Source organism: Clostridium tertium, from assembly GCF_902652255.1.
Lineage (GTDB): Bacteria > Bacillota > Clostridia > Clostridiales > Clostridiaceae > Clostridium > Clostridium tertium_A.
In genome coordinates this window covers 324,518-338,377 of record NZ_CACRTO010000005.1, presented here as the reverse complement: position 1 = coordinate 338,377, position 13,860 = coordinate 324,518, and the positions used below count along the sequence as shown (strand labels likewise).

The following is a 13,860-nucleotide window of genomic DNA, read 5'->3' as shown; positions in this document are numbered from 1 at the left end:
TTTTTAATTTATTTTATATCATATAGTCTTTCAGCAGATAAGTCTCCGCAATGAGGACATGTAGTATCAATAGGTCCATCTGCAGCACATTCTTCACAATAAATATCATAGCAGTGTGTGCATTTATAAACTATATCACCCTTGTTATTGTTTCCACAGTTAGGGCATTTACTTTCATCATATAGCATTTTAGCCTCCTTATTTAAGCTCAGTTATATTTTCTAGGTTAACTTTAAATGGTTCTCCTTCTTTCATTAAAATATGTCCAGAAGAATAGGGCTTGCCTTCAATTGTGATAATTACATTATTGACATCGTAATAGTCACCAAAGGTATTGCAAATTGCAGATAAAGTTTGAGATTCAGATCCACCGCCTAAATTTTGAGCACTTACAAAATTAGAAGAAAAATCTAAAGTAATAATATCATTTTCCTTATCTAAAGTAGCAGACTTTAAATTTATTTCATCTGCAATAGCAGGAGATATATCATTACCAGGAGATGTTTTAAGTTCATTAACTAAAGCAGTACCTACAGCTTTATCCTTAATAGTTATAGTTTTATTTATGTAAACTATTCTATCTGTAACAACATCATAGTAATAGATATTTGCATCTTCTGTTATTACTTCATCCTTTTTATTTGTTTCTTTATTATTTGTTTCTTCGTTATTTATTTCTTCGTTAGTATCATTATCAGTTTGATCTTCAATATTAGGTTTATTAGTTAAATTTTCTTTATCATTGTCAGAAGTACAAGCTAGTAATAAAAAAGGTAAAGATAATGAAAGGACTGTTGCAATAATTTTCTTTTTCATAGTTAAAACCTCCATTTCAAAATAAAAATAATATTTTAATACATAAATTATATCATAAATAATAAACTGTTACAATTTAACAGGTATAACTACAATGAACAAGTATTTGAAAAAATTATGTAAATAGAATATAATATAAAACATCGGCTTAAAGGAGAATGATAAGCTAAGAGTTATAATAAAAAGGAGTTTATAGAAGTAATGCAAAAAACAATTGAATTAGCAAATAATGAAAGATATCTAGAGATAGTAAATATTATAAAAGAGGTATGTAAAGATAATTTAAATGAAGAATATTTGTTTCTTGCAGAAAACTTATGTAAAGAATTATTTGAAGCAGAAATAGAAGTTTTAAATAAGGGAAAGGCAAATTCATGGGCTTGTGGTGTAGTACATGCTATTGCACAAAAAAATAATCTATTTAACAGTAAATCTGATATAAAAATAAAGGCGCAAGACTTTTATAAATTATTTAATGTTAGTAGCAGTACAGGTCTTTCAAAATCAAAAGAAATAAGAAGCTATATTAACACGGAAGAGGATAAATGGTTAATAAGCAATATTAATAAAGAGACTATAAAAGAAGAGAAGATAAAGGAAGTTAACAATTTAATTATTGAAGTGGATGAAGAGTTAAAGGAAGCTAATAAAATTGTTAAAAGAGCTTTAAAAGAAAAAAACTACAATAAGAAAGTAAAGATAGCCAAGGAAGCTTTAAGAAAAAGTGATAAATGTACAGAAGCCTATATAATATTATCTAATAATAATTCATTATCTAATAATGAAAAAATTAATTTGTTAAAAAAGGCAGAATGTCTTTCAGAGGAAGTTATTGGACTAGGTAATATCAATAATTTACAAGAGAAAGATTTAAACCTAGATATAGTTAAATCTTATATAAAAGTAAAGTATGAAATTGCTAAGATACTATGGAATAACAATCAAAGAAGTGAAGCAATTAACGAGGCTAAACTAATATTAAGCATAGATGAAAGAGATGAATTACTAGTAAGAGGAACTCTTATAAATTGGCTAATCATTGAGAATCTTGATAAAGAAGTAGAAGAGTTATTATTAAAATATTCGTCTGATCATTTAATAGATATGAGATTCTCCAAAGCATTACATTTATTTAAATCTAAAAAATTAGAAGATGCTGAAAGATCACTAAGAATAGCAAATTCCTATAATGACAATGTTATTAACTATGTAATAAAGTTAAGTAGATTACCAAAGGATATAAGTGATATCAAAGGAAATAGTAAGGAAGATATAGCTATTAGATATTATGAGAAGTCAAAGGAAGCATGGGATAATATTGAAGGTGCAGTAGCTTGGGTTAAGGAAACTAGAAGTAAGTTATAAGAAAAGATATTCTTACACAAATAAAGTTTTAATTAATAATTGGGGTTGCCCTGGGGCAGCCCCTTTAGTTGGAATAATATTTTAGTAAGTTTTTTAATAATTTACTATATCCATTACAATATGAAGCATAGGACGGTAAATTTTTATTGTTAGATAAAAATTCTAAATTGTTACTTTCATTAAAGAAAAGATTAAAGAGTTCTTCATAATAAGGATTAAGAAATTTAAGGTTAGGTATATCAATAGCTTTTATATCAAATTTTCTATCTAATATTTTTTTGTAGATTAAATAGTAGAGGATAGCTATAGACGTTTTTTCTTCTTGTCTATAATCGTATAATTTTATATTTTTAAAATCCTTTATTAGTCTTTCGAAAAAATCAAAAGATTTATTATGAATTCTTAATAAGTCTCCGTTTAGATAACTTAATAAGGAATTAGTAAAAAAGCTAATATTGTTTAGAAAATTCCAGAGGTCATTAACATCGAATTCTTCAATTACAATATTTTCTGAAATTTCCATATGAATATCTGTTAATATTCTCTTGCTGCTTTCAGAAACCTTGCCATTACCACATAGTGTGAAGCTCCGTATTAGATCAAAGGCGCATCTAGAGTCTTCTTTTGATCCAATTGCGAATTTCCCATCACTATTAAAGAAGTTAACTGAAGAAATAGTTAAATGAATTAAAGATAATAATGCTAAGTAAGAATGTTTTATATTTAATAGACCAAAAGATAGCAGTATGATAAAAATAATAAAGTCAAATAATGGGCCTACAAAATTATAGTATCTTAATTTTTTCAATAAAATATTGTAATTAAGCTTTGAAGAGATATCAATAGACTTATAGTGAGTTCGACTAGTTACAGGATCTTCACGTAAAAGTTTAAATTTAATTTTAAGCTTTGATTCTTCAAAATAAATAACAAAAGGAATAATATAAACATAAGTAGGTTTTAGTTTTAGAATTAATGCAGTAATAATATGAATTAATTCATGAGTTAGTATAATTAGATATTCTAATATAAATATTTTTAATATAATAAGAAGATAATCCAAAGTTAAACCATCCATATAAGTATTCTTAATAAACAATATATAATTTTAGTGGTAAAAGTGATAATTTTTCTTGAAGTATTATTAATGTAATAAAGTTTTATCAAGGGTGAAACAAATGATTAAAGTTAAAATAGAGAAAGATAAAAATAACAATCCAATATTTAAGTTAAATATTAAAGAAACTGATGAAAAAAAATATCCATTTTTAAAAAGAGCATTAATGGATGGTAAGAAAATTTCAGGTAGATTTAATTATGAAGTACCATTAAGATACTTAGTTCCTATTTTAAACAATGTAGGAAGAGGGAATCTAAGCGTAGATGGTAAAAGTAAAATAGAGTTTCTAGAATTTTATGATTTCTTTGAAGAAAAGTATTATGCAAGTTTTGAAGCAACTTCAAAATTTATGAAGATATGGCGAAAGGAAAAGTGCCCTAATATTTTTAAAATAAAAATTGATATAGATTCATCGACAGTAAGTAAAGAAGTAGCATTTAAGAAGATAGAAATTAAAATATAAAAAAGAAGGGTGGGCAAATTTGCCCACCTATAATTAATGAAGGAGATGAATTTATATGGATTAGCATTAAAGCTAATAGATATTAATAAGTATATGGGATAAATTAGTAAGTGTTACTAAAAATAAAGGAAATGTTTACAAAAATAGAAAAGTATGATATCTTTAGCCTATGAAGGGGAAGAATGATTATTTTGAAATTTTGTTATATTTGATGTATACTTATTAAGTTAAACATTTAGAGTTTATTTTTTTAGTGGGGAGAAATTAATGTTAATCAAAGTAGAGGAAAAACATAAATCAATATTTAAGTTATTATTTATTTGTGTAGTTAGTTTAATTTTAGTCGTTCAATTTAGAAAGCTATTTCATGATTTTGATTTGAAAATATTTTATGGGTATAGAGAAAAGTTAACTATAATAACCTTAAGCTATATTACTATACTTGGTATATTTGCTTATTTACCTCTTTCTTTATATGACTTTGTTATTAAAGAAACTTGTGAAATAAAGTTAGATAATAAAAAATTATATAAATCTTCTTGGATAGCTAGTTCTATTTCCAGCATAGTAGGTTTTGGTGGAACAGCAGCAATTGCTTTAAAGAGCTATTTATACTCACCATATATAAAAGATAAAACTACGCTAGTTAAAGAAGTATCTAAAGTAGTATTACTAAATTTTACGGGCTTTTCAACACTTTGTTTGCTTTATTTAGTTTTTTATAGCAATAATATAAATTTTTATAAACCAGTTAATATAGGAATATTAATAGCAGGATTATATACACCTATTTTATTAATTTATAATTTACTTAGATTTAGAAATAATAAGGATAAGAATTACCTAAAAACAATAAAAATAATGTCGCTTTCAATCATAGAATGGACAACCATGGCGTTTTTACTTTTTAGTATTTTAAAAATATTAGGAGCAAATATAACCTTAACTAAAGTATTTCCAATCTACGTTGTGTCAACAGCGATAGGAATTGTAAGTATGATGCCTGGAGGATTAGGTGGATTTGACCTTTCCTTTATAATTGGACTAACTAATTTAGGAATTAATAAAGAGGAAGTTTTATTAGCATTACTTTTATATAGAATAAGTTACTACATAATACCATTAACTGTAGGTATATTTTTAATAATCAATGAAGTAAAGCTAAAAGTTAATAAAGGATATATGGAAGCAATTTCTTTTTGTTTTAAAAAGGCAGGAAGTAAATTGAATTTAATAATAAAAGATATTATAAATAAAAAAGAAAGGCAAAATTAAATGCCTTTCTTTTTTACTATTATTTAGGGAATTATATGATTTAATAATGGTTTATTCATAAGTAGTATGCTCTAAAAACATTAAAATATTAGATTTCTAATTCTATTTAAGCAATTTTCTATAGGTATTATCTATTAATAATGCACCTAATGGAGCAGTTATTAGTATAGAGACTACAGCAACAGTAAGGATTGTCTCGCCAGAAGCTAATCCCATGGATAATGGTAAAGCTCCAATAGCAGCTTGGACTGTGGCTTTAGGCAAATAAGAGAATGAAGTAAATAGTTTCTCTTTGTTAGTTAGGTTAGTTTTGACTAATGATAAATAAACTCCAGTTACTCTAAATAGTAAGGACAAAATAATTATAATTACAGAAATCAATCCTAAATTTAAAGCATATTTAATATTCACTGTAGCTCCAACTAATACAAAAAGAAATATTTCTGCACCAGCCCAAAGTTTAGAGTATTTAGAAGATAATCTTATAGATAAATCATTATAAGATTTATAGATAGTTGCTCCTAAGCTCATAACGGCAAGAAGTCCAGATACTTTGATATATCCCTTTAATGAATTTTCTAAAGTTAAAAATAGAAAGCTAATACTAAGTATAATCAGTAATTTATTAGAGTCCCTAGTGTGAATTGTTTTAAATAACTTAATTAATATCAGGCCAGTGATTACACCAATTAAAATACCAAGAATGATAGATATAGGTATTTGAAGTAATACACTTGGTGAAAAGCTTGATTCTGATGTTGCGAGACTAGTTAAGGATGTAAATAATACAATTACAAAAATATCATCTACAGAAGCACCAGCTAATATTAATTGAGGAATAGACTTTTTAGTTCCATAGCCTTCATCTATAAGATTGATCATCCTAGGAACGATTATTGCTGGAGAGACAGCAGCAATGACAGTACCTAGGATTGCAGAGTCTAAGATGCTAAGGTCTAAAAGTTTTGGACCTAATATAATAAATCCTAAAATTTCAAATAAAGCTGGTATAAAACACATTAAAATTGCAGGCCTTCCAACCTTCTTTAAGTCTTTTATATCTAAGGCTAATCCAGCTCTAGTTAAAATAATTACAAGAGCTATTTGCCTAAGTTCTGAAGATATGCTTAATATAGTAGGATCTAATACGTTAAGCATATAGGGACCTAAGATTATACCAGTTAAGATCATTCCAACTAATCTTGGAAGCTTTAGTTTATTAAAAATATATGCTAATGAAAGTCCCATTAAAATAATAAGTGCAATACTAGTTAACATAAATACCTCCTAAAGTTTATATTAAAAAAAGCTAATGATTCTGCAAAATGCAGAAGTCATTAGCTTAATAAGCGGTTTAGATATAAGTCAAGGGAGAACTTCATTCCCTAATAAAATAGATAATATCATATTAATTTAAATAAATCAATAAAAAAATAAGACTAGTGTAATTGGAAAGAGTCAAGAATTAAGTTTGAACATATAATATAATAATAAACTTTTGGATGGTTTTAATATGAAAAAATTAGAATATAGTAATTCAAGTGATTTTGAAATAAAGTCAAGTATAAATGAAATATATTTAGAGCATTTAATTGAGTTAGTTGCAGTGAAAAGACTATCTTTTGATGTCCTGGAAGTTGTAGATGTAATATGGAATATTGATTATATAGGGAATGAGATAGTTCTAGAAGATAATATTTTAAAGGTAAGTAATAAGATTAGGGATATTAATAGTATTAGAGTATCTTGTATAGATAGAAGAACTGGTGATAAGGGGGAAAGAATATTTCCTATAATTTATAGAGAATTAAAAGAGCCAATTATCCATTTCATAAAGTCTGATAGTAATTATAAGGGAAAAGATTATGCATGGGATTTTTGGGTGTTTTCAGAAAATAAGAATTCTTATAATATAGATTTAGTTAATAAGGATGAATTTGGTTATTATTCAGAAGTTAAGGAAGAAAATATTATAGCTAGACTTAAATGGACTTCTAATGGAGTAGAGAATAATTGGATAGAACAAACCCCAACTTTTAAAATTCCAAGGAAGTATAAAAGTTATTATATAGTTTATGGAGTTAATAAACTTATAGATAATTTAGAAGAAGTAATTACATTTGTTAATCCAAAGATAGAAATAGCTATTATGGATAATTCAAATGAAATAAGGGCTTATCTATCTAAAGAACTATTAGACAACATAGAATTTAGCCTATATAAAAATAATATTGAAATTAGTAGTGTAAAATACACAGTTAATAAAATTGATAAAGAGATTAGGTTTTATGACTTAGATATAGACTACACATTTTATGATTTATTAGAAGTGAGAGCAGACAAGTATTATTCCTCATCAAAAGTTTTATTTAGGGATATTTTAAACAAGTATGAAATATCTAATTTAGATTTAGGAGCTATTTTCTTAAAAGAAGAAATAAATATAAGATTATGGGCTCCAACTGCTTATAAAGTTGAATTATGTCTCTATGATAATTGGTATGAAAAAGAAGCTACCACAGTATTGAATATGAAAAGAGAAGAGGAGTATGGCAGTTATTATACTAACATAAAAAAGGTTTTATCATATAAAAAATACTATTTATATAGGTTATATTTTAAAGATATAAATAAGGAAGGAAAAGAGTATTCAAAAATAACATATGCAGTAGATCCATATGCTAATGCTGTTTCTGTTAATGGTGACAGAGGATATTTAATAGATATTAATTCTTGTGAAACTAAGCCCTACGGATGGGATAATGATATAAGACCAGTATTAAAAAGAATGGAAGATATACTAATATATGAACTACATCTAAGAGATCTTACTATAAATAAATATTCAGGAATGAATGAAGAAGTTAAAGGTAAATATTTAGGATTAGCAGAAGTAGGAACTCGTTATAAGAAAAATAGTCTTATCGTAAAGACAGGAATAGATCATATTAAGGAACTAGGGGTAACCCATATTCATATTTTGCCTATATTTGATTTTGATTCAGTAGATGAGAGAAAAGAGTATGAAGATGTATATAGGAATTGGGGATATGATCCTAGAAATTACAATGTACCAGAGGGAAGTTATTCAAGTAATCCTTATAATCCTATAACAAGAATTATAGAGCTTAGATATATGATAAAAACACTTCATAAAAATAATTTAAGAATAATAATGGATGTAGTTTATAATCATATGTATGACACTAAAAATTTAGATAATATTGTGCCAGGATATTATTTTAGAAGTGATTATAAAGGAAAACTTACTAATGGTTCTGGTTGTGGTAACGAACTAGCATCAGAAAAGCCAATAGTAAGAAAGTTTATAAATGATTCAATAAGATTTTGGGTAGAGAAATATAATATAGATGGCTTTAGATTTGATCTTATGGGTTTAATAGATAAAGATACAATAAGAGAGATAGTGCAATATACAGAATCAGTAAATGAAAATATAATAATTTATGGTGAACCATGGATAGGTGGAAATACATTATTCAATAATGGAGTCTATAAAGGAATGCAAAAAAATGAAGGATTTTCCGTATTTAATGATACTTTTAGAGATTTTATAAGAGGAAATAATGATCCATCATTGGGATTTGTTACTGGAAAAGCACATGATCCTAAAAATGCTTGGAGTATTATTGAAGGAATGAAAGGTTCAATTTATACATTAACAAGTAAATCTACTGAAAGTATAAATTATGTAGATTCCCATGATAATTATACATTATGGGATCAAATAGAAAAGAGTTTAAATCTAAATAATTTTCAGTGTAGAAATATAAAAGAAATAGATGTATTTGACAATTTAAACGTAAGAAGAAATATTCTAGCATTAGCAATTGTTTTGTTTTCAAAGGGGATTCCATTCATTCATGGTGGGTCAGAGATATTAAGAACTAAGCAAGGAGATAGTAATAGCTACAAGAGTTCAGATTATATCAATGAATTAAAATGGCCAGATAAAGTTAGGTTTATAGAGGTATTTGATTATATTAAGGGGTTAATTCTAATAAGAAAAGGCATAGTTGAAATAAGAGAGGAAAATACTAAGGAATTAAATAACGTAGATATTTCTTTCCTTAATGGAGATGAAAGAGTAGGAGTTTTAAAATATCAACTAAGCAATATTAAAATAAATAAAAAACATGTAAATAGGTTCTATATTATATTTAATGCTACTTCAATAGATGATTATGACATAAATAAGTTTATAGAGCCTTCTAAAGAAGGAGTCTTTCATATAATTACAAATTATAAAAAGTCAGGATTAAATATAATTGATAGTGTTAGTAATGGTAATCTACCAAAGTTAAAATCATATTCAATATTAGTCTTTTATTATTAAATAATAAGAGCTGTGAAAAAACTCTTTTATAGATTCTTCTCAGCTCTTATTTATATTAATTTATCGTGAAATACTTAATGATTTCTTAAATATTGTATCAATAGGTAATATAATAAGTAATACGAAAACTATTATTAAATTACTACCTACATAAGCACCATTAGCAACGAAGGAGTAAAAAACAGGAGACCAACCATCAGGTGCAAATTGTCCGAAAAATAAAACCCCAGAAATAAAGTGAAAAATAAACTTAAAGAACATTCCAATAGAGGCACCAAGTAGCTTTTTATCTTTAAAATATCCAGCTAATCCGACTGCCATATATGGAAGAGGATAGTCAAATAGGACTTGTATAGGATGAACTATATATGGACTAATAATAAGATTTATAAGGCCAAATAGCAATCCTGTAAGCATTCCGATTTCTGGACCGTAAAATAGAGCAATAACTATTATTGGAACAACACTTCCTAAATTGATGCTGCCTATACCATTAGGTAAGTCTATAACTTTAATAAAATCAAGTATAGTAGCTAATGCTAAAGCTAGTCCAATTCTTGCCATAGTTTTTGAATCAAGCTTTATCTTCTTGAATCTAATTAAGGCTATAATTATAATCATTAGTCCAAGCAATGCAGTAATAGATAAAGGATTTTTAAATATTTCAATAAATCCTTCTTTTATAGTATTAAAAATATTAGTCATAAAAAAATACCTCCTAAATTTTGCTAGGAGGTACATTATAACCAATACAAATATCGTTAACAACATACAAGTGACTTTCCTACGCTGGTATTATCCAGATCAGGTAAAGAGGGTTAATGATTAATCATCTCTCAGCCATAAGGCACCCCTAGCACGTAATATTAATTTATATATATTTTACAATAATTCACAGTAGAAGTCAATAATTATTATTAATGGAATATAATTCAATACTAAACTTTGACCTTTATATTTAATAATTTGAATATTTAGATAGACTAATATAAAATAATAAGTATAATGATATTAAGAGTAATTTCTAAGAAAGGAAGATTATAGATGAGTTTATTTGTTGAAAAGATGAAATCAAAATTAGAAAGTGAAGATAGAATAAAAGAACTTAGTCCAAAAGAAACATTAGAAAAGCTAGGATTTAAAGATGGAATGCTTCTATGCGATATTGGGGCTGGGACAGGTTTATTTTCAACTGTAGCAGCAAAAATTAGTAGTAATAGTGTTTACGCATTAGATATATCAGATGATATGTTAGAATACTTAGAAGAGAAAAAGAAAGAATTATCACTTTCAAATTTAATTCCAACTAAGGTTGTTGGAGACACTTTACCTATTGCTTCTGAGAAAGCTGACCTAGCAATTATGGTAACAGTTCTACATGAAGTAAATGATCAAAAAGAGATGCTTAAAGAAATTAAAAGAGTAATTAAAGAAGATGGAAAAGCATTTATTGTTGAGTTTCATAAAAGGCAAACTCCTTTTGGACCACCAGTCACACATAGAATAGATAGTAAAGACTTAATTAGTTCATGTAAAGAAGCTGGATTTACAAAGGTAGAAGAAATAAATGTTGGTGTAAATATGTATGGAATAATACTAGGTAAGTAGTTTACAATTTAGAATTCATAATGTTGAATTAAGACAAAACTCCTAGATAAATTTGGCAGGATCAAGTTTAGCTAGGAGCTTTTTTATTTTATAGTTTTAGCAATTCCTAAGGGAGTTACATCAATAAATCTTCATTATACATTCTTAATAATTTTATCTATTCTCTTGTGATAAGTTATCATAAGAGGTACACACGCAGCTATCCAGGCAGCTGGATCTGCTAGGGCAATTCCTGTAAATCCTATAAGTAATGGTAAAGTAAAAGCAACAATAGTTCTAGCCACCATTTCAGCTACACCTGCCATCATAGGAATAAAGCTTTCCCCAATGCCTTGGAGAGTATTTCTATAAATAAAAATTAGTCCTAGCGGTATGTAAAATATTGATACAGTATTTAAGTAATGTTTTGAGTATGAAATAACTTCTAAATCATTGCCGCTCATAAATAGCTTTGTAAAAGCGCCACCAAATGAAACTACAACAATAGTTGATATAATACTTACTACAATACTAATAATGGAGCACTTTTTAACTCCTTCTTTTATACGATCAATTCTTCCAGCGCCTAAGTTTTGTCCAGAATAAGTAGCCATTGCAACACCAAAAGTAACAGCTGGTTGCATTACTAATTGCTGAACTTTAGAAGCAGCTGTATAAGAAGCTATAATCTTTGAACCAAAATTATTTAAAGCACCTTGAAGTACCATTGCACCTGCAGCAGTTATGGAAAATTGAAGAGCCATAGGTACACCTATTCTTAATTGCTTTTGCATATAGTTCTTTCTTATTTTCCAGTGCTTTTTCTTAAGTTTTAATATAGGGAACTTCTTTACTATGTATATTGCACAAAGAATTGCAGAAACTGATTGAGACACTATGGTTGCATAAGCTGCACCAGCAACACCCATATTAAAGTTAACTATAAATACAATATCTAATATTATATTTAGAATTGAGGCAACTATTAAGAAGTATAAAGGTGTTTTACTATCTCCAAGAGCTCTTAAAATACTTGCTAGCATGTTATAAAAAATAATTGCTATGTTTCCAGCATAGATTATAATTATGTAAGATAAGGCATCATTCATAATATTGTCAGGAGTATTCATAAGTTCTAGTAAAGGCTTAGCAGACCACATACTAACTACAGTAACTAAAACAGTCATAATAGCAGATAGTATTAAGGAACTTGCAAAGGATTTTTTTACTCCTTCTTCATCATTTGCACCAAATCTTTGAGAAACTAACACAGCAAATCCACTAGTAACACCAATAACAAAACCATTAACTAAAAAGGCCATGGCACCAGTAGAACCAACTGCAGCTAAAGCATCAACACCAAGAAATCTACCTACAATAATTGTATCAACCATGCTATAAAATTGTTGGAAGATATTTCCTATAAGTAAAGGAATTGAAAAAGTAATAATTAATTTAACGGGACTTCCCGTAGTCATATCTTTAGTCAAATTATCCCCCCTCTTTATTAATTATTTTTTAAAGATTTTCCTTATAAATGATACCACTGGAAAATTTAATTATCAACTTTATTTCAAAATTAGAATAGTAGTTAATAATTATGTAACAACTTACAATAGTTTTTAAAAACTTCCATTTATTATATAATTAAAAGTATAAGGGGAGGTTTTTCAGTGAAAAAACATATTTCATTAATTGGAGGGTTATTAATATCTACAATTTTAATCGGTTGTAGTGAAACAAAGATTCTAGATGAAAACACAAAGAATAATATTTCAGAGAAATACACAATTACAGAAAGGAATATAGAAAATACTGATAAGGAGCATTTATTTACACCCTTATTTTATGATGTAGATACAGTATATGGTACAATGTCTCCTAATAAAGAAGCTGACTCTGATAAGTTTGCAATTCCATATTATATAGACATTGAAGGAAATATAAAAAAAGTTGAAAATGACAAATTTACAGATAACGAAATAGACTTTATAAAGGAGAATCATGGTTTTCGAAAGCAAGGAATATATATGATAGATTCAAATAAATTGAATGATAGGAAATACTATTATATGGATGTAATAGATAAAACAAAATTTGAACTTAAAGATTTTGAAATTAATAAAAACAAAATAGAAAATAAATTGAAGAGTATTGCTACAGGTGGTAGTAAAATTAATGATAATTATTATATTTTTCAATATATATCTATGGATGATGGTAATATTAGCGACACTAGAGATTTTATTATAATAGATTTGAAGAATGAAAAATATTATGTGAATAATAATGAGAAAAAAATAAAAAATTTTTACTATGATGATAACTTGAATTCAATTATAGCTATAGATGAAATTGGTAAAATGTATAAGCTTAAGTTTGATGAAAACAATATAATCTTCGAAGAATATAAAACTATAGATATTGAAAAAGTAAATTTATACAATAGAGAGACTTTTCTACTAAGTAAATTATCTAATAATAAATTGCTTATTAAAGTTAAAAATACTGAATCTAAAGAATATATGGATTACTTTAATGCAGTATATGATATTGAAACTGAGGAAGTTATTTATTTTGATAAAGAAAAAATAATATTAGATAGTTTAGAAAATACTAAATTTTATTGTATATATTATAAAGATGAGAAATATTTAGGTGAAGTATCTGAAGATGGTAATATTAATTTAATATATAAATTAGATAATGATGATGGATACAAGTATTTTTATTCAGAAGCTAATGAAGAAGGCAATAAAGTTTTCTTAACCAGGATTAAAATATCAGAAGAAAGCATAAAGAATCCTGAAAAACCTTTAATAAAAGAAGATATAAAATACTCTATATTAGAAATACAAGAAAGGTAAGTACTTATTT

Annotated in this window: 12 protein-coding genes and 1 riboswitch; of the genes, 6 read left to right on the top strand and 6 right to left on the bottom strand. The window is 26.5% G+C overall.

From position 1 onward, the window contains the following. Positions 1-8: 8 nt before the first annotated feature. Complete coding sequence (locus GPX08_RS01555; RefSeq protein WP_156624702.1) at positions 9-188, bottom strand: hypothetical protein; 180 nt, start codon at positions 186-188, stop codon at positions 9-11. Positions 189-198: 10 nt separating this feature from the next. After that, positions 199-816: a hypothetical protein gene (locus GPX08_RS01550; RefSeq protein WP_156624700.1), complete on the bottom strand. Its 618-nt coding sequence runs from the start codon at positions 814-816 to the stop codon at positions 199-201. Between the two features lie 201 nt (positions 817-1,017). On the opposite strand from GPX08_RS01550, the gene GPX08_RS01545 reads away from it, so the two are divergent. Next, positions 1,018-2,181 carry a hypothetical protein gene (locus GPX08_RS01545; RefSeq protein ID WP_156624698.1) on the top strand — a complete coding sequence of 388 codons (1,164 nt, stop codon included), beginning with the start codon at positions 1,018-1,020 and terminating at the stop codon, positions 2,179-2,181. A gap of 64 nt (positions 2,182-2,245) precedes the next feature. On the opposite strand, the gene GPX08_RS01540 is transcribed toward GPX08_RS01545, so the two are convergent. Beyond that, the gene (locus GPX08_RS01540; RefSeq protein ID WP_156624696.1) at positions 2,246-3,244 is read right to left on the bottom strand and encodes a hypothetical protein; all 999 of its coding nucleotides are present in this window, start codon (positions 3,242-3,244) and stop codon (positions 2,246-2,248) included. 115 nt (positions 3,245-3,359) lie between these two features. Here GPX08_RS01540 and GPX08_RS01535 point away from each other — a divergent pair, with 115 nt between their 5' ends. Together GPX08_RS01535 and GPX08_RS01530 are read left to right on the top strand one after the other, a co-directional pair. Beyond that, the gene (locus GPX08_RS01535; RefSeq protein ID WP_156624695.1) at positions 3,360-3,764 is read left to right on the top strand and encodes a hypothetical protein; all 405 of its coding nucleotides are present in this window, start codon (positions 3,360-3,362) and stop codon (positions 3,762-3,764) included. 267 nt (positions 3,765-4,031) lie between these two features. Next, positions 4,032-5,039 carry a UPF0104 family protein gene (locus GPX08_RS01530; protein ID WP_156624692.1) on the top strand — a complete coding sequence of 336 codons (1,008 nt, stop codon included), beginning with the start codon at positions 4,032-4,034 and terminating at the stop codon, positions 5,037-5,039. Between the two features lie 102 nt (positions 5,040-5,141). On the opposite strand, the gene GPX08_RS01525 is transcribed toward GPX08_RS01530, so the two are convergent. Next, positions 5,142-6,317, bottom strand: a complete 1,176-nt coding sequence (locus tag GPX08_RS01525) for a sodium:proton antiporter (RefSeq protein WP_156624690.1) — start codon at positions 6,315-6,317, stop codon at positions 5,142-5,144. A gap of 235 nt (positions 6,318-6,552) precedes the next feature. On the opposite strand from GPX08_RS01525, the gene pulA reads away from it, so the two are divergent. Then, a complete protein-coding gene (pulA, locus tag GPX08_RS01520) occupies positions 6,553-9,396 on the top strand; it encodes a type I pullulanase (protein ID WP_156624688.1) in 2,844 nt (947 codons plus the stop codon). Positions 9,397-9,456: 60 nt separating this feature from the next. On the opposite strand, the gene thiT is transcribed toward pulA, so the two are convergent. After that, entirely contained in the window at positions 9,457-10,101 is a 645-nt protein-coding gene (gene thiT, locus GPX08_RS01515; RefSeq protein WP_156624686.1) for an energy-coupled thiamine transporter ThiT, read from the bottom strand. A gap of 58 nt (positions 10,102-10,159) precedes the next feature. Further along, positions 10,160-10,261: riboswitch (TPP riboswitch) on the bottom strand. A gap of 179 nt (positions 10,262-10,440) precedes the next feature. Here thiT and GPX08_RS01510 point away from each other — a divergent pair. After that, the gene (locus tag GPX08_RS01510) at positions 10,441-11,004 is read left to right on the top strand and encodes a methyltransferase domain-containing protein (RefSeq protein ID WP_156624684.1); all 564 of its coding nucleotides are present in this window, start codon (positions 10,441-10,443) and stop codon (positions 11,002-11,004) included. A gap of 134 nt (positions 11,005-11,138) precedes the next feature. Here GPX08_RS01510 and GPX08_RS01505 read toward each other — a convergent pair whose 3' ends face one another. Continuing rightward, complete coding sequence (locus GPX08_RS01505; protein ID WP_156624683.1) at positions 11,139-12,473, bottom strand: MATE family efflux transporter; 1,335 nt, start codon at positions 12,471-12,473, stop codon at positions 11,139-11,141. A 183-nt stretch (positions 12,474-12,656) separates the two neighbouring features. Here GPX08_RS01505 and GPX08_RS01500 point away from each other — a divergent pair, with 183 nt between their 5' ends. Beyond that, on the top strand, positions 12,657-13,850 hold the full coding sequence (locus GPX08_RS01500) for a hypothetical protein (protein WP_156624681.1): 1,194 nt from the start codon (positions 12,657-12,659) through the stop codon (positions 13,848-13,850). Positions 13,851-13,860: the final 10 nt, after the last annotated feature.